This window comes from Akkermansia biwaensis, assembly GCF_026072915.1.
Lineage (GTDB): Bacteria > Verrucomicrobiota > Verrucomicrobiia > Verrucomicrobiales > Akkermansiaceae > Akkermansia > Akkermansia biwaensis.
On sequence record NZ_AP025943.1, the window covers coordinates 2,340,059 to 2,357,388 of the forward strand.

Annotated in this window: 10 protein-coding genes and 1 pseudogene; 9 read left to right on the forward strand and 2 right to left on the reverse strand. The window is 57.9% G+C overall.

The annotated features are described in order from the left end of the window. Positions 1–134 precede the first annotated feature (134 nt). The 3 genes from OQH67_RS09680 to recJ all read left to right on the forward strand — a co-directional run bounded on the left by OQH67_RS09680 (position 135) and on the right by recJ (position 8,307). A complete protein-coding gene (locus OQH67_RS09680) occupies positions 135–3,200 on the forward strand; it encodes an autotransporter outer membrane beta-barrel domain-containing protein (protein WP_215434851.1) in 3,066 nt (1,021 codons plus the stop codon). Positions 3,201–3,413: 213 nt separating this feature from the next. Further along, the gene (locus OQH67_RS09685) at positions 3,414–6,275 is read left to right on the forward strand and encodes a glycoside hydrolase family 84 protein (RefSeq protein ID WP_215434850.1); all 2,862 of its coding nucleotides are present in this window, start codon (positions 3,414–3,416) and stop codon (positions 6,273–6,275) included. A gap of 292 nt (positions 6,276–6,567) precedes the next feature. Then, positions 6,568–8,307: a single-stranded-DNA-specific exonuclease RecJ gene (gene recJ, locus OQH67_RS09690; protein WP_265145487.1), complete on the forward strand. Its 1,740-nt coding sequence runs from the start codon at positions 6,568–6,570 to the stop codon at positions 8,305–8,307. A 93-nt stretch (positions 8,308–8,400) separates the two neighbouring features. Here recJ and OQH67_RS09695 read toward each other — a convergent pair whose 3' ends face one another. Next, the gene (locus OQH67_RS09695) at positions 8,401–8,679 is read right to left on the reverse strand and encodes a DUF3892 domain-containing protein (RefSeq protein WP_215434848.1); all 279 of its coding nucleotides are present in this window, start codon (positions 8,677–8,679) and stop codon (positions 8,401–8,403) included. An 878-nt stretch (positions 8,680–9,557) separates the two neighbouring features. Between OQH67_RS09695 and OQH67_RS09700 the strand changes: the two genes are divergently transcribed. Then, entirely contained in the window at positions 9,558–10,718 is a 1,161-nt protein-coding gene (locus OQH67_RS09700) for a 2-isopropylmalate synthase (RefSeq protein ID WP_215434847.1), read from the forward strand. A 129-nt stretch (positions 10,719–10,847) separates the two neighbouring features. After that, positions 10,848–12,299, forward strand: coding sequence for a hypothetical protein (locus OQH67_RS09705; RefSeq protein ID WP_215434846.1), 1,452 nt, complete (start codon positions 10,848–10,850; stop codon positions 12,297–12,299). 16 nt (positions 12,300–12,315) lie between these two features. Here OQH67_RS09705 and OQH67_RS09710 read toward each other — a convergent pair whose 3' ends face one another. Next, the gene (locus tag OQH67_RS09710) at positions 12,316–13,386 is read right to left on the reverse strand and encodes a glycosyltransferase family 2 protein (RefSeq protein ID WP_215434845.1); all 1,071 of its coding nucleotides are present in this window, start codon (positions 13,384–13,386) and stop codon (positions 12,316–12,318) included. A 437-nt stretch (positions 13,387–13,823) separates the two neighbouring features. Between OQH67_RS09710 and OQH67_RS09715 the strand changes: the two genes are divergently transcribed. The 4 genes and pseudogenes from OQH67_RS09715 to OQH67_RS13135 form a co-directional block, all read left to right on the forward strand. Then, the gene (locus tag OQH67_RS09715) at positions 13,824–14,954 is read left to right on the forward strand and encodes an EpsG family protein (protein WP_215434844.1); all 1,131 of its coding nucleotides are present in this window, start codon (positions 13,824–13,826) and stop codon (positions 14,952–14,954) included. Next, positions 14,951–16,069 (forward strand): glycosyltransferase family 4 protein, encoded by a 1,119-nt coding sequence (locus OQH67_RS09720; protein ID WP_215434843.1) that lies wholly within the window; start codon positions 14,951–14,953, stop codon positions 16,067–16,069. Before OQH67_RS09715 ends, OQH67_RS09720 begins: the two co-directional genes overlap by 4 nt. After that, positions 16,069–16,677: a sugar transferase gene (locus OQH67_RS09725; RefSeq protein ID WP_215434908.1), complete on the forward strand. Its 609-nt coding sequence runs from the start codon at positions 16,069–16,071 to the stop codon at positions 16,675–16,677. Before OQH67_RS09720 ends, OQH67_RS09725 begins: the two co-directional genes overlap by 1 nt. Continuing rightward, a pseudogene (locus OQH67_RS13135) lies at positions 16,674–16,904 on the forward strand (PglD-related sugar-binding protein); the annotation flags it as partial. The gene OQH67_RS09725 and the pseudogene OQH67_RS13135, both read left to right, overlap by 4 nt. Positions 16,905–17,330: the final 426 nt, after the last annotated feature.

Sequence of the window (17,330 nt, forward strand, 5' to 3'; positions counted from 1 at the left end):
TTTTCACAATCATTTAAAAACAAAGAGCGGAGGGTTTTGTCCCCGGGAAGGATGACTCAATGCAGTTTTTTTGCTGTTGTGGGCGGATAACGGATTTGCGTACCCTGCCGTATGCATTCACGTGCAAAAAAATTATGAAAATTACGATTCCTTTTTTATTGCGCCGCGGCTTGCTTGCGGGCTTCTTCCTGTCCCTCTCCGCCTCCGCGGCGGACTATACCGTGGACGCTTCCCAAACCTCCGACCCTGGCCGGAAAGTATACCAGACGTTGGCGGAGCTGGCTTCAGCCGGAGTCCTGGCAGCGGGAGACACCGTCATTCTGAATAACGATGACTCCAGCCTCACTTCCAAGTTGCCCGTTCTCGTCAATTTCCGCTCCAATGATCCGGAAACGCCGCGTACGGTGGATCTGTCTGGATTGGGAAATACGCCTTTGTTTAGTCCGGCCACAGGCAATTACACGCTAAATATGGAATCGGTCGTTTTTTCCAATGCTCCAGCCAGAGTATTTTTCTACACCAACAGCTCCAGCTCTGCTCCCATCTCCTTAAAAATTTCCGATAACGCCTCGTTTACGGGAAATTATTGCTCTGACAGAAATTCTTTCACCGGCTACGGGTACGGAGGGGTGGTTTGCCTGCACTCATACGCGGCTACAGCCTTGACGGTGGGAAACAACGCCGTGTTCACCGACAACCATGCTATCGGCAGCGGCGGCGCGATTTGCGTACACTCATACGGCAGAGCCGCTGCGCTGACAATGGGAAACAACGCCGCATTCACCGGAAACTACGCTTCCGGCAATGACGGGGGAGCAATTCATGTGTACGGAACAGACGGTTCAACCGTCCTCATAGGAGATAACGCCATATTCACCGGCAATTATGTTTCATCAGGCTATAGCGGCTCTGGGGGAGCTATTTACGTCGTCATGCCGGACAGCACCAGATATGGAGGAAACAGTCTTGTCATGGGCTCCAATGCTGTGTTTTCCGGGAATTATGTTTCTGGCCGTTACGGCAACGGCGGAGCGATTGCGCTTTCATCAGCCTCCCGTTCGGAGACTTCCTCGCTCGTTCTTGGCCCCGACGCTGTATTCACCGGGAATTACGTTTTTTCTTCCGCCGGTCCATCCTACGAAAGCATAGGCTCCGGCGGAGCGATATACATAGCTTCATCAAGATATTCGAACATTACGGTGCAGGACGGAGCGACCTTCACCGGCAATTACGCGTGGACCAAAGGCGGGGCCATTCTTATGCAAGGCAGCTACGCAGGCAGTTCCAGCCAGTTCCTGGCTCTGACCCGTGACGTTCTTTTCAGTGGCAACATGACCGGCGGCACGTTTACCCGGCACTCTGACGGTTCCTTCTCCGTGGAAAACGGAATCGCCAACGCGATCCATATGGGAGGCGATCAGAACGTTCAGCTGGCTGCTTCCGAAGGCAGGCAGATCCGTTTCAACGACCCCGTCACCAGTTCGGCTCTGAGTTCCAGCCGGGAAAACATCGCCTTTTCCATCAACCAGTATATGGATGGCGACAATCCCCGCACCACAGGCGGCACGGTCATCTTCAGCGGGGAGCTCTACCAGGGGGAAGATTCCCATCTGGTTGCCAGCCGTTATAATGACTTCAAGGGACAAACCACTCTCTACGGGGGTACCCTTGTTTTGGAACATAACGTAGTCTTCGGTAATTCCGACCTGAGGGAGGACACTTCCATGACCCTGGAGAACGGGACCCTGGAAATCACCGGCGGCAGCACGGTCAACGCCGCCTCCTTCACCGTCTCTCATGCGGATATTGTCCTGCGTCCGGGAAGCAGCGCCTTCATCAATGCCAGGGACGTGGATATTTCCCACGGTTTCATTTTCGACATGCAGAAACAGCTTCCGTGGGCGTCTTCCCCGCAGTCCTCCCGCGGGATTTCCATCTCGGCTGCGGATTCCTTCACGCTGGGCGGTTCCGTGGGCATTCTGGACAACGGCGTATCCGCCGACTACTTTTATGCGGACAACTCCTGGGCACAGAAGCGTGTCTTCATTGTGCTTACGGACTCGGACAAGACGCATGAGGGCGACTTCTCCGGACCTTATTCTCTAGCTACTGGATCCGAAGATGTGGATAGCCCCTATGCCTACACGGGCACCTGGAGCCACCAATGGCTGGACGCGGACGGCGACGGCTTTTCCGAACAGCTCCAGCTTGTCTGGACGCCCACGCCCGGGAAAGAGGACATTCAGGAAATTCTGCCCGAGCTGGCCGGCGACATGACCTTGAACTCCATGTGGTCCTCCGCCTCCAACGCCCTCGGCATGTCGGGCGCCGCTCTCGGCAGCCTGGACGCCCTGCGCTTCCTGGCGGGGCCGGAAAACAACTACTGGGTCAAGGGCCTGGGAGATTTCCTCTTCCATGCCACCGAAGGCGGCCGGGACGGCTTCGACTACAACGGCGGCGGCTATGCCGTGGGAGCGGACCGCAGGGTGGCGAAGAATACCATCCTGGGCCTGGGATTCGGCGACCTGTACGGCAGGTTGTACAGCCGCAGCTTTGTGGGGGACATCGGCCAGCAGACCCGCATCGCCATGCTCTATGGAGGATGGTACAAGGACCTCGGCAGGAAGGACGCTCTCATGGTGACGGCCTCCGCTGGCTATGGTTGGACAGCCAACAGAATGAATTCCTTCCACACCGGCGGATGGTCTCGCGGAAAATGGACCAACCGCACCCTGGCCGCTACCCTCAACGGGAAGTGGAGCCGCCGGTTGAGCGATGTTCTGGAGGTGGATTTCAACCTCGGGCTGGAATACACGGACGTGACCCAGGGTTCGTTCACGGAAACGGGGTGGGACGCGCGCCGTTTTGAAAAAGGGCACTTGAAAAACCTGTCCCTGCCTGTGGGCGTGGGGCTGACCTGCCGCAGCGAACTGAAGGGAAGGGAATGGATCAACAGCGTGGCGGTAAGCTACCTGCCCGATGTGTACCGTGAAAACCCGAGCGCGCCTGCCCAGCGCCTGCTCAACGGTTACCGCTGGGAAGCCAGGGGAACGGCGCCCGACCGGAACGCGGTGAGGGTGAACGTGAACAGTGCGCTGCAATTGAATGCGCGCTGGAGGGCGTACGCGGGATACGAATTTGAGGGAAGAAACAAGGCTGTGGCGCACCGGTTTAACGCGGGAGTAAGTTTCGCCTATTGACGGCAGCCTGAAATGCTCTCCGGTTCCTTTTTTTCAGGGAAAAGGGCCGGATGGGGCACCCGTGATCCTGATGTTCCGGGAAGGATTCCGGAGGCATGGACGGCGTGTTCGTTCATGCCTCCGTCTTTCTTTTCGGTGACATGCCGCAGGCGGATACGGACGGTTTTTTCTTGAGATGGGCACTCTTTTCTGATTCCATTACCGAGCATTATCATGAATGGCTTTCAACTTCTTCAATGTGGCTTTGGCGTGGCGGTCCTGCTGGCGGCCCCCGTCATGGGCGCGCCCGCCGTTTATCCCGTTCCCCAGCAATCCAAACTGTCTTCCCAGACGGCGGCTTTTTCCGGGAAACCGTCCGTCGTGGTCCGTTCCGCCAGGACGCAGGGAGACAAACTGCTGGCCGGCGTGCCGGAAAAATCCGGCGCGTACAAGCTGGTGGTCTCCTCGCAGGGGAAGGTGGGCATCGGCGCCCATGACGAGCGCGGGGCGTTTTACGCCATGCAGACATTGCGCCAGCTGGGCAAAAAGACCGGCAACGGCGACGCCGTGATGCTGCCCGTGGGGGAAATCACGGACTGGCCGGACATTGAGTTCCGCGGCACGGTGGAAGGCTTCTACGGCACCCCCTGGAGCCATGAAGCCCGCCTGAGCCAGCTGCGCTTCTACGGGCAGAACAAAATGAACACCTACATTTACGGCCCCAAGGACGATCCCTACCATTCCTCCCCGCACTGGCGGGATCCCTATCCCGCGGACCAGGCCGCCCAAATCAAAGAGCTGGTGAAAGTGGCCCGGGAAAACCATGTGGACTTCGTCTGGGCCATTCACCCCGGCAAGGACATCAAGTGGACGGAGGAGGACATGAATAATGTCATCAAAAAATTTGAGATGATGTACAAGCTGGGCGTGCGCTCCTTCGCCTTATTCTTTGACGACATCTTTGGGGAAGGCACCAAGGCGGACAAGCAGGCCCTGCTACTGAACAAGATCAACAACGAATTCGTCAAGGTCAAGAAGGACGTCACTCCCCTGGTCATGTGCCCCACCCAGTACAACCGCGGCTGGGCGGACGACAAGCCGGGCACCTACCTGGACATTCTGGGCGAACAGCTTGATCCTTCCGTTCACATCATGTGGACGGGCGACTCCGTGTGCCATGACATCACGCTGGAGGGCCAGGAATGGGTGAACAAGAGAATCAAGAGGCCGTCCTACGTCTGGTGGAACTTTCCCGTTACGGACTACTGCCGCTCCAACCTGTGCATGGGCCGCGTTTACGGACTGCCTCAGGAATCCGGATCACGGGAATCCATGAGCGGGCTGGTCTCCAACCCCATGGACAAGCCGGAAGCCTCCAAGGTAACGCTCTTCGGCATTGCCGACTACGCCTGGAACATCAACGGCTTCAAGTCGGACGAAGCCTGGAAGGAGGGCATTGTGCGCCTCTATCCGCAGGCTGCGGAGGCCATGCAGGCATTTGTGGACCACAACTCCGACCAGGGCCCCAACGGGCACGGCTACCGGCGCGAGGAATCCGTGAACATAGCCCCCGTGGTCACCCGCGTGCTGGAAGCCGCCCGGGAGGGCAGGGTGGTGAAATCGGACACAGCCCTGCTCAAAAAGGAATTCTCCCGCATGGCCGCCGCCGCTCCCGTCATACGGGAAAAGGTGGACAACCCGCGCCTCATGAAGGAAATTGGCGCCTGGGTGGACGCCTTTGAACAACTGGGCATGGCCGGGCAGCACGCCGTGGCCGCCCTGGAAAACAGCAGCCCCAAGGCGGCCGTGACGGCCCTGGTGAAAGCCACGCAGGCGCTTGCGGCCATGGACCGCATCTCCCGGGAGCACAACCAGCAGGGGCAATTGTACCGTTCCGCAGTGAAAACCGGTTCCCGAGTGATGACGCCCGCCGTCAATGAACTGGCGGACATCGTTTCCAGGAAAACCTTCCCGTCTCTTTCCGGAACGCCCGCCCTCTCCCCCAGGCCTCTGGTGAAAGGCGGCAGCATGGACAAGGCGGAACTCTTCTGTGACGGGGACCGCGGCACCTTCTGGCATTCTGGAGCCTATGGACAGCCGGGGGACTGGTACGGCGTGGACTACGGCATGGCTATCCCCGTCAGGAGCGTGGAAGTGCTGATGGGCCGCAATGACAAGGACGGCGACTACGTGGCCAAAGGGCAGCTGGAAGCTACCCAGGACATGAAAACCTGGAAGCCCCTGGGACCGGAAACCTCCGGCATGCAGGTGGCGTGGCAGGCGTCCAAGCCCGTTTCCGTCCGCGCCGTGCGCTACCGCGTCATTGAACCTAAAAAGACGGACAACGGCCGTAGCGTATGGACGGCCATTCGTGAAATCTCCGTGAATGCGCCGGCCGCCGCCCGCGCTTCCTCCAATGTGGCGGGGCTGGAAGGCGTTTCCGTGCAGAAATCGGACAAAATCGTGCGGATCAACCGCGTGATGGAAACCCATAAGATGAAGCCCGGAGAATTCATCGCCCTGGACCTGGAAGGGCCCACGGACGCCACCTGGCTGGAAATCAACCTGGAACGGGATGACGTGAACTCCTGGGCGGAAGTGGTGCTGGATGTGGAAGGGGCCGCCAAGCCCGTGGTGCAGAAGCTGGACAGGCAGGGCCAAAACTTCATTGCCAAGGCCAACCAGCTTCCCAAGGGCATCAAGGGCATGAAACTGGTCAACAAGAGCGGCAAGGAACAGGACGTGGTGCTGAACATGTTCAAATTCGACGTCCCCCCCGCCGATCCCGGAGCGAATCTTGCCGCCCTGAGCGACAGGAACCTGAAAACGGTGTACCGTGCGGACAAGCCTCTGGACGTGGTGATTCCCAATCTGGACAACCCCAAGGCGACCAAACTCGTTGTGGTAGGGTCCGCGGCATACGCGGTACAGGCCCGCAGGGGTGAAGGCGCGTGGACGTCCGTAGGCAAGAAGGCCGCGGGAGCCGGAGCGGCGGAATTCGCCATTCCCGCCGGGACTACCGCCGTGCGCCTGTTTTACAACGCTCCCCAGAAGGATGCCGTGATCAATGAAGTGATTTTCTCTTCTAAAAAATAGGCGGTTTTATCCGTCTTCCGCAGGGCCGCCCGGATATTCCGGCGGCCCTGCTGCGTACTGGCATGACGGCTCCGGCAGGCGGCCGGACCGGAATGGTGAGAAAAAGACCGGGCGTGGCCGGATGCCTTTTCCATGCCTCGTAAAAACGGCCCGGAACTCTTCCGCGGAAAGGGCGCGGGGAATGGAGAGCGCATTCAAACGGCCAGCCCTGCCGGGTACATTCGGCAGCCGTCCCGGCTGAAACATTCGGAAACAACCTTGACCCTGTTGGCCGGAGGGTTAAAATATTGACATGACACCCGGCTTTCATTGGACTCTGCGCCCCTCCGTGAAGGAGGACGATCCGGCCCTGAAAGCATTCCCCGCGGCACTTCCCCTGCTGGTCAAGCAGCTCCTGCTCCAGCGCGGATTCAAGGGAGGCGCGGAAACGGAACTGTTTCTGGAACCCAGGCTCTCCCACCTGAGCGATCCTTTCCTGATGGGGGAAATGGGCGCCGCCGTGGAACGCATCTTCCGGGCCGTGGACGCGGGGGAAACCGTGTGCATCTACGGGGACTACGATGTGGACGGCGTCACCTCCGTGGCTTTGCTCAGGGCCATTCTGATGGCCTATGACCTGGACCCCCAGTACTTCATTCCCGTCCGTTCCCGCGAAGGCTACGGCCTGAGCGAAGCGGGCATGGAACGCTGCCTGTGCGAATGCTCGGACAAGCCCAGCCTGCTCATTACGGTGGACTGCGGCACTTCCTCCGTCAGGGAGGTGGACATGCTCAACAAGCGGGGGATAGACGTCATCATTCTGGACCACCATGAGGCGGGGCCGCAGGGCAGGCCGGACGCCGTGGCGGTGGTCAATGCCAAAATAGAGGAAAACAGCCCGTACACCTACCTGTGCAGCGCGGGTGTGGTCTTCAAGTTGGCGCACGCCCTGCTCAAGGTGCGGAAATTGAAAACCTTTGACCTCAAGCTCTACCTGGACCTGGTCGCTGTGGCTACCGTGGCGGACATCGTCCCCCTGGTGGATGAAAACCGGATTCTGGTGCGCCACGGCCTGGGCAGGCTGGCCCACAGCCGCCATACGGGGCTGAAAACCCTGACGGAAATAGCGGGCATCCGCCCCTCGGACGCCGCCAGCCACGCCGGATTCCTGAACGCCGCGCATGTGGGCTTCCGGATCGGGCCGCGCATCAACGCCGCCGGGCGCATGGACTCCCCCATAGATGCCCTGGAATTGCTGCTGACCATGGACAACAGGCGCGCCGTCCAGCTCGCCCAGATGCTGGACTCGCACAACCGCAAGCGGCAGGAAGAGGAGGAAGCCATCAGGACGGACGCCGTCCAAATGCTCCACAACTCCTTTGACCCGGAGCGGGACAACGTCATTGTACTAGGCTCCCGCGCGTGGCATCCCGGCGTGGTGGGCATTGTGGCTTCCCAGCTCATGCGGCGGTACCACAAGCCGACCTTCGTCATCGCCTTTGATGAAAGCGGGGTGGGCAAGGGCTCCGGGCGTTCCATCCCCGGCGTCTCCCTCGTGCAGGCCATCCATCAGTGCGCGGACACTTTGGTTTCCGGCGGCGGCCATGACATGGCGGCGGGCCTGGTGATTGAGGAATCCCGCATGGACGACTTCCGGCGGGCCTTCAACCGCTATGTTTCGGAGACCACCACGGAGGAACAGCGCTGCCCGGTGCTGAACATAGACATGGAAGTCTCCTTCCAGGCCCTGACCCTGGATCTGCTGGACAGCTATGAAAAGCTGGAACCCTTCGGCAACTCCAACCCCCAGCCCCTCTTCATGAGCTCCGACGTCTTCCCCACGGAGCCGCCCAAGCGCGTGGGAACCAACCATCTGAAGCTCTTCATGCGCCAGGGCATGGTGGAGCGTGACGCCATCTTCTTCAACGGGGCGGAACGGGAACTCCCCAATCCCCCCTGGGACATTGCCTTCACCATTGACCGGAACGTGTACCGGGGCCGCGCCTCCCTGTCCATTTCCATTCAGGAAATACGCTCCCATCAGGAGATGTAAGGGGAACCGCGAAAGAGAAGAGTCTTTTAATTTAATAAAAACGGATTATTGATTGAATATTAATAATCTGCTGAATTAATGAATAATATAGAGTTAGATTTGAGGTAGCCTTAACAGGTTGTCCTGCACTGTATCATTAGGTTCCGAACGCACATATTTTTCTCCTTCTGAACTAATGGCAGCAATAAGTTTTGGATAATGGGGGCTTATGTTTACCTGTATAATATAGCCTTGTTTAACAAGATCATACACAACTTCCTTTGCATAAAATCTCTCATTTTGGACTCCAACAAGGTAGATTGTTGAGATTTCTAATGCGGAATGCGGATAAATGCGGCCTGGTTTCAATTTGATTTTTGTTGCATAAATCATGATGTTTATGATGGTGTACCTTGTTTCCCGGATTGACATCATCACCATGAACCTTTATAAGGTGCTTGCTACAAAGCTGAACTGATATCAATCTCTCCACGAGGTTGTGTTCAACAATAGAGAGAGGAGTATTGACGTACTTCTCTCTCTTTGTTTAGAACAAGAGATATCATATCTTTGGTAGATGGGCATTACAAGAGAAAATATACCTATAAATCCAAATAAAAAATATTTTCCTGAGAGCTCCTGAGAGATTTGACAATTTTCAATTTCTTATAGATAATTCTAGCCATAGGAGCTACCTTCTCCTTATTACTCAAGAATTATTGGAACTATAATTCTTGAGGGTAGTTGCATCCTGTTTGGATGCATGGATTAAACTAGGGAGTAGTATCCTGGAATAATCATGACCGATGTCGCATCCTTAATGGGTGCGTGGATTGAAACTTATTGGGATTCATAGGTAAACGGAATTAATCAGCTACTCAGTTAGGATGTTCTAACTGAGTAGCTTTTCACTTATTCATAGGTAACGAATCAATAAAGTATTTGTTATAAATTGAATAAAGTAATATTAGTGGTATGGCCTTGACAGATTTGGGGGGAAGGTGCAACATCACTCCTGTCTCCTCTCTGTTTCAATGTGGGAGAATTAATAGTAAAAATAGGCAAGATGAACACCCTGTTCCTTCAAGGTCGTCTATTGCTGCTTCTCGGACGGTAGTCCGTGAAGATATCTTGATATGCGCCGGTGAGCCGTTCCGGCGCGAGGGAAGTAAACGGCTGGTCTTGATTGGCGCTGCCTGGCGAACCCCGGAAAACGGGAACCGGCGCGCGCTGTTTGGAAGGAATGAACTCTTACCACTTTTTTTACTGTAATGAAAAAACACATACATATTTTTGATACGACGCTGAGGGACGGGGAACAGTGCCCCGGAGCCGCCATGACCGTGGAACAGAAGGTGCGGATAGCCATGCAGCTTGAAGCCTTGGGCGTGGACGTCATTGAAGCCGGGTTTCCCGTCATTTCCGACGGCGACTTCCAGGCCGTCCGCACCGTGGCGGAGCGCACGGAGTCAAGCCGCGTCTGCGGTCTGGCCCGCTGCGTGGAAAAAGACATTCTGGCCGTTCATGAGGCCGTGTCTCCGGCCGGGGACCGGGGGCGCATCCACCTCGTTCTGGCGACTTCCCCCATTCACCGCCAGTACAAGATGAACAAGAGCCGCGCGGAAATTCTGGCGATGGCCGTCAAGGGCGTCTCCCTGGCCGCGGGGCTGTGCCGGGAAGTGCAGTTTTCCGCGGAGGACGCCTCCCGCACGGAACCCGATTTTCTGGCGGAGGTGGTGGAAGCCGTCATTGACGCGGGAACCTCCATCGTCAACATCCCGGATACGGTGGGGTACACGATGCCGGATGAATTCCACCGCCTGATCTCCTACTTGAAGTCCAACGTCCCCAACGTGGACCGCGCCGTCATTTCCGTCCACTGCCATGACGACATGGGGATGGCCGTGGCCAATTCCCTGGCGGCCATCCGGGCCGGAGCCCGGCAGGTGGAGGGGACGATCAACGGCATCGGGGAACGGGCCGGAAACACCGCGCTGGAGGAGGTCGTCATGGCGGTCCATTCCCGCCCGGACTTCTTCTCCGGCCTGGAAACCGGCATCCGGACGCGGGAGCTGGTGAAAACCAGCCGCATCGTGGCGGAGATGAGCGGCATGGCCGTTCCCCGTTCCAAGGCCGTGGTGGGGGCGAACGCCTTTTCCCACGGTTCCGGCATTCATCAGGACGGCATCCTGAAAAACCGCAGTACCTATGAAATCATGGACCCGGAGGAAATAGGCTGGGGCCCTACGGAACTGCCCCTGACCAAGCATTCCGGCAGGCACGCCGTGAAAATGCGGCTGGATGCGCTGGGCTTTTCCATTCCAGAAGAAGACATGCCGCGTTTCTTCGAACTGTTCAAGCAGCGCGGAGACCGCTGCAAATTCGTGTATGACGACGATCTGTCAGACATGGCCAGGTCCATGCTGGCCTGAATTCACGCCGTCCGGGAACCTGCCGCAAGGTTCCCGGACGGCTGTTCCGTAACCGGGGACGGCTCTGCGGCGGCGGGAGAGCAAGGTTGATGAAAAACCCCATGAATTTGCTCCGTATAGATTCCATATATGTGGCTCCCCAAACTAATCCCGTCCCTGTTCCTCTGCCTGTCCGGTCTTTTCGCGCAGTCCGCGGAGAATGTCCGCGTTCACGGCATTGCCGACCTGTCCCATGAATTCTCCTTCTATGCGGACGGCAGATTCCGCAGCCAGTATCTTCCCGACCAGGTTGTCCTGAGCAACTGGGGCAACCTCTATGATCTGGATACGGAGAATATCAACCTGATCGCCCTGCTGGGCTGTGACGGCAACGTGCGCTATAATGCCCGCGACGTCGCCTTTCTGAAGAAATTCCTGCGGCAGGGCGGCTGCGTGCTGATTGCCGGGAATGCGGGAACAAAAGGCCAGAACCTGCTGCTCTCCGAATTCGGCGCCCGGTTTGAAGGAAAAGCCGTGCCCCCCTTTTTCCTGACTTCCGCTGTGGGCGGTTCTTCCGCCGTTGCCGGAAACAACGTGAGCGTGCTGGTGCTGAAACCGGGAGGAAAGTGGGAGACCCTCGTGCAGGATTCCGCGCAGGCCACCGTGATGGCCCGCAGGAAGGAAGGAAAGGGAACATTGATTGCCGTTGCCCGCAATTTGCTGGGCAACAACCCTGACGGCAAGGATGCCCTGAACAGGGAATGGGTGACGCCCGTGCTGAAAGAGGCCGCTTCCGGCAAGGAAGTGAGCGGAGAAAAGCCGCTGCCCGCGGTAGGTTCCACCCGGATGGGAAATTCGAAAGTAGTGGATGGCGTGACGTTCCATTATTCCGATTATCTGGCGCCCTACTTCCAGGACATGATCAAGATTGAGGCCCAATGCCGCCCCGCCATGGAAAAACGCCTCGGCGTGCCTCTTTCCCAGGGAATGGGAAACCAGGTGGGGCTGTTGGCGACCGGAGGCGGGGGTTTTTCCGCCGGAGGCTATGTGGGCCTGGCCGTCTTCTGGGAGAATTTTCCGAAGGAAAAGAAGGGCATGATCGAATTCCTGTGCCATGAATTCACCCACTCCTGGGTGCTTCCCCATCCCGAGGTATGGAACGAGCCCATCGCCACCTACGTGGGGGACGTGGTCATGGGCGACCTGGGCTATCCGGAGGAAGGCAAACGCCGCATTGAAAACACGATCCGCCGCGCCAGCACCCTGGACCCGGACATGACCGTGTACGACATCTACGGCAACACGGAACGCCCCGGAGCCGTCCGGCTGGACGGAGGCAGAAAAAACGAAATACACTGGGGCAAGTCGTTCTGGGTCTTTGAACAGCTCCGCGGCATGGACCCGGAGTTCCTCTCCAAATACTTCCGGGCCAAGCGGAAATATGTTCCCGCCAGAATGGACCACCGCTATAACATGGATGACACCGTAGCCGTCATCAGCATTGCGCTGGGGAAGGACATGTTCCCGTGGTTCAATGAACACGGCATGCCCGTGGACCGGGAAAAGACCCCGTTCAGCAGGCATATCCCTTCCGGAAAATAAAGGGGAGCGCGCCGCCTTACCGGACCAGTTTCAGAATGATTCTGCGCAACCTGTAGGAGACTTTTTTCAGGAAGGTGTTCCGGCTGAGTTCCTGGTATGCCGCGGCGTGGTCGTTCCGGCGCATGGCGGAAAAGAAACCGTCGTCAACTCCGGGATGTGCTTCCAGTGCCTGGCGCCAGATGGAACTTTCGTTCAGCTTTTGCAGGGCTTCCGGCATGCGGCGCGCCGTGAGCTGGCCTGAAACGGCTAGGGTTGCCAGAAAACTGCGGACGTTGTTCAGGAACGCCCTCAATTCGCTTTTTTTCCAGTCTTCCCGGTCCGTCATGCCCATTTTGCGGGAATGCAGGCGGATCATGTCGTCAAACAGGGACAGCGTGAGATTTCCCGTCACTCCGCCGAATTTGTACACGTACACATCCTTTGCCAGCAGGGCGACTCTTTCCGCCCGGGGGAAGACCTGGAGATTGAACAACTGGTCTTCCGCATACCTCAGTCCGCTGGGTGAGGGGCGGGCGGACAACAGGAATTCCCTCCTGTAAAGCTTGATGCACATTTTCCCGTAGGTGTAGAACAGGCCGTGCCTGTCCATGCCGAAGAAGCCGGAATAATAGGACGCCCGGAATTCCTCCCTCTCCACGGTCCGGCTGTGCGTGATGCAGCCGTCCTTTCTGCGGAAGATCCCGAAGCGGTCCAGGTAGCGGACATAGTCGCCGATGACGACGTCCGCCCGTTCCCGCGCGGCCATTTGAACCATGGCTTCCACGCTGTCCGGGAACAGGGCGTCGTCCCCGTCCACGAACATCACGTATTCACCCGCTGCCGCGTCCATGCCGGCGTAGCGCGCGGCGTCTACACCCGCATTGTCCCGGGTGATGACCGTGATGTTCCGGTGAAGCGCCGCGTACGCGTTCAGGACATGGGCCGTGCGGTCCGTGGAGCCGTCATTGACCAGGATGATCTCCAGCGGTGACCAGGTCTGGCGCAGCAGGCTGTCCAGGCAGGAGGAAACGCGCGTTTCCAGATTGTATACGGGAATGATGATGCTGACGAGGGGCGCGTCCGGTGTGGCTTGAACAGGATGGTGCATGAGACCGAGGGAGCAAATGAAATCGCAAGGGCCCGCCGCCATGAACGGATGGCCTGCCTGCAGGTAGAACAGGGAACATGGCCCGGGGCGGGGAAGAGGATAGGCCATCCGGGCGCGCCGCGCAATGCCGGAAAAGTGTTTTCTGCATTGTCATCTAGTTAGCATCATTTGCTATTTTCTTCATATTCAATATATAATGATGAATGAAAAGAAAAAACGCTTTTTGAGAGCGAAATATTAAACCGGATTACCAGTCCGCTGTCAAACGAAGATTCTGACAATATAAACTTTAAGAAGTTTCTGTGTTTTTATTCTAACAAAAAAGACAGTTTTTTCTGTTTGTGTAAGAAGCTGAATTTGCCAGCTTTGCTGTGCCTGTATTCACCCTGCGGACTGGTAATCCGCTAATGTCCGGCCGCGCCCGTTTTTGCCTTGGCATGTGTTTCGATTTTATTCCCATTTCCTCATACACTGCATTGTTTAACTGGACCATCCTTTTTTTAATTCTTGGTGCGGTTTATCAGGCGGGAACGGGGGGAATTTATTCCTCTTCCACAACCAGGCTGGACAGTCTTGCCGGCTTTTTGTTCGTCGTCGCCCTGATTCTGTACATGGGGGCGCGCCCCGTCAGCCCGGAGTTTGGGGATACCATCAATTACGCCGCTGAATTCCAGCATCTTCAGCAGGAGGAAGAGGGCAACTGGAAAGCCCAGTTGACGGGCATGAAGGGGGAATGGCTGTTTGCCGTGATTCTGCATGCATGGGTGCAGCACGGCAATGTGCATGATTATTTCCTGACCTGTTCCGCGGTGTACGTAGGCGCTCTGGCTCTGGCCAGTTACAGGATATTCGGGGCCAGGTGGTTCATTCCCTTTCTGGTTGCGTGCGCCATGTTCACCTTCTGGGTATACGGGGTCAACGGCGTCCGCAACGGGATGGCCGCCTCCGTGATGATTCTGGGCCTCACCTTCCGCAATAATCTTAAGATGATGCTCCTTTGCGCCGTGCTAGCCGCCAGCCTGCACAAATCCATGATGCTGCTGGCCGCCGCGGGAGCCTGCGCCTGGTTCGTCACGGATACGCGGTATTATGTGGCGGGATGGGTGGGGAGTATTCTGGCCGTCATCTTGGCGGGACCCGCCATTGGGGAGATGATTGCCTCCTCCGGCTTTTTCGATGACCCCCGCCTCACCCTCTACATCAACCAGGCGGACGAATTGAAGGCGTCCTCCCCTCTGTTCAGCAGCGTGGGTTTCCGCTGGGATTTCCTGATTTACAGCGCGCTGCCCATTGCTACGGGCTGTTACTTCCTGTTCAGGGAGGAGTACCGGGACGTGATGTATACGTGGCTACTAAACATCTACATTGCGGCCAACGCGTTCTGGATTCTCTGCATGTATGCGGCGTTCAGCAACAGGTTCGCCCAGCTTTCCTGGTTCCTGATGGGTTTTGTGTTCATCTATCCCTTTTTCAAGCAGAGGTTCTGGGCGGACCAGGAGAAGAAACTGGCCTGCTTCATCCCGGTTATTTACGCCTTCACCTTTTACATGAATATTTACAACGCATGAAAAGGAAGCTCATCCGGGTTGCGGCTTCCCCCATCTCGCTGGACCTGTTGCTCAAGGGGCAGTTGAATTACCTAAACGGGTTTTTTGACGTTCTTGCCGTGGCTTCCCCCGGCGCGGAACATGCGCGCATCCGCCGTCGCGAAGGGGTGGAAACCGTGGAGCTTGAGATAGAGCGGTCCATTTCCCTGTGGAAGGATTTGAAAAGCCTGTGGCGCCTGTTCCTCCTGTTCCGCAGGGAGCGCCCGTGGGGAGTGCATTCCGTCACCCCCAAGGCCGGCCTGCTGAGCATGGCGGCGGCGGCGCTGGCCCGTGTTCCGGTCAGGGTCCATACCTTCACCGGCCTGATTTTTCCCTACCGGGAAGGGGCCTTCAAATTCCTGCTCAAGCAGATGGACCGCCTGACCTGCCTGTTTGCGACGCACGTCATCCCGGAGGGGGAGGGCGTCCGGCGGCAATTGCTGGCGGGAAAGATAACAGGCAAGCCCCTGGAAATCCTGGCCCACGGCAACGTCAACGGCATTGATCCGGATTATTTCCGCCGCTCCGGCTGGCGGCAGGAAATGAGGAAGAGCCTGGAACTGCCGGAGAAGGCCGTGCTGTTTGTTTTTGTGGGGCGGATTACGGAAGACAAGGGCGTCCGTGAATTGCTTGCCGCGTTTTCCGCTTTGCGCGCGGAGGCGGAAAGAGCGCCCGTTTTTCTGGCGCTGGTGGGATGGACGGAGGATTGCTCCGGGGTGGATCTGGACGTGCCCGGTGTGTTCCGTCCCGGTTTTCAGGAGGATATCCGGCCCTGGCTGGAGGCGGCGGACGTGTTCGTGCTGCCCAGCTACCGGGAGGGATTCCCCAATTCCCTCCTTCAGGCGGGGGCCATGGAACTGCCCTCCATTGCCACGGATATATGCGGGTGTAACGAGATTGTGAAGGACGGTGTGAACGGCCTGCTGGTCCCGGCGCGGGATGAAGAGGCCCTGCGGCAGGCCATGACGGCCCTCCGGGATGATCCTGAGCGGCGCAGGAGAATGGGGGTGCAGGCGGCGGAGCAGGTGAAAAGCCGCTTCAGCTGCCGGATCGTGTGGGAAGCACTGGTGCATTTTTACGGGAGGGTGTCGGCATGATTTACGGGAATTGCATCAAGAGGGTGTTGGATTTTTCCATCGCCTTGGTTGCGCTGGCCGCGCTGCTGGTCCCGTTCCTGGTGCTGGCGGTGCTTCTGGCCGCAGCCAATCGCGGCACGCCGTTTTTCCGCCAGACGCGTCCCGGCCGTCACGGCAAATTGTTCCGCATCGTCAAATTCAAGACGATGACGGATGAAAAGGATGCCCTCGGGGTGTTGCTGCCGGATGAACGGCGGCTGACGCGCGCGGGGCGTCTGGTGCGCTCCCTGTCCCTGGATGAGCTGCCCCAGTTGTTCAATGTGCTGGCGGGGCAGATGAGTTTTGTAGGCCCGCGCCCGCTGCTGCCGGAATACCTGCCCCTGTACAGTGCGGAGCAGGCGCGCCGCCATGACGTAAGGCCCGGCATTACGGGCTGGGCCCAGGTCAACGGGCGCAATTCCATCAGTTGGGAGCGCAAATTTGAACTGGACGTCTGGTATGTGGACCATCTGAGCTTTTTGCTGGATGCGCGCATCATTCTGTTAACGCTGGCAAAGGTGGTCCGGCGCCAGGGCATCAGCGCCGAAGGCAGCGCCACCATGGAAAAATTTACGGGTTCTGGAAAATGAAAAAGAATATAGCAATCGTCGGCGCCGGGGGATTCGGCAGGGAAACGGCCTGCTGCCTCCGGGTAATCAACGGGGAATCCCCCTCCTGGAATTTGATAGGTTTCTTTGATGACGGGGTCCCCGCCGGAACGGAAAATGAGTATGGCTGCGTGCTGGGCCCGGTGGAAGACCTGAATGCGTGGAAGGAACCTCTTTCCGTCGTGATCGCGATCGCTTCGCCGCGGGCTTTGGAGCGCATTTCCGGCCTGCTGGATAATCCGCTGCTGGATTTTCCCAATATCATCGCGCCGGATGTAAAGTTTTATGACCGTGACCGGATGGTCATGGGGAAGGGGAACGTCATCAGCTTCGGCCATATTTTCAGCTGCCATGTGGAAATGGGGGACTTCAACCTGTTCAGTTGCGGTTCCCTGATTGGCCATGACGTGACGCTGGAGAACTGGAACGTCGTGGCCAACGGCAGCAAGATATCCGGCGGCGTGACGCTGGGGAACGCCAACTTCCTGGGAGCGGCGTCCGTGGTGCTCCCGTGCCGCACGGTGAAGCGGAACGTCGTGCTGGGCGCCAATTCCACCCTGGTGCGGGATGCGCTGGAGGAGGGAACTTATGCGGGCTGCCCCGCCGTGCTGAACAAGAAGCCGTCCCCCGCGCCG

What these genes read in the sequence shown, in the direction of transcription:
- OQH67_RS09680 (WP_215434851.1), top strand. Translation starts at nt 135, where the DNA reads ATGAAAATTACGATTCCTTTTTTATTGCGCCGCGGCTTGCTTGCGGGC.
- OQH67_RS09685 (WP_215434850.1), top strand. Translation starts at nt 3,414, where the DNA reads ATGAATGGCTTTCAACTTCTTCAATGTGGCTTTGGCGTGGCGGTCCTG.
- recJ (WP_265145487.1), top strand. Translation starts at nt 6,568, where the DNA reads ATGACACCCGGCTTTCATTGGACTCTGCGCCCCTCCGTGAAGGAGGAC.
- OQH67_RS09695 (WP_215434848.1), bottom strand. Translation starts at nt 8,679, where the DNA reads ATGATTTATGCAACAAAAATCAAATTGAAACCAGGCCGCATTTATCCG.
- OQH67_RS09700 (WP_215434847.1), top strand. Translation starts at nt 9,558, where the DNA reads ATGAAAAAACACATACATATTTTTGATACGACGCTGAGGGACGGGGAA.
- OQH67_RS09705 (WP_215434846.1), top strand. Translation starts at nt 10,848, where the DNA reads ATGTGGCTCCCCAAACTAATCCCGTCCCTGTTCCTCTGCCTGTCCGGT.
- OQH67_RS09710 (WP_215434845.1), bottom strand. Translation starts at nt 13,386, where the DNA reads ATGCACCATCCTGTTCAAGCCACACCGGACGCGCCCCTCGTCAGCATC.
- OQH67_RS09715 (WP_215434844.1), top strand. Translation starts at nt 13,824, where the DNA reads ATGTGTTTCGATTTTATTCCCATTTCCTCATACACTGCATTGTTTAAC.
- OQH67_RS09720 (WP_215434843.1), top strand. Translation starts at nt 14,951, where the DNA reads ATGAAAAGGAAGCTCATCCGGGTTGCGGCTTCCCCCATCTCGCTGGAC.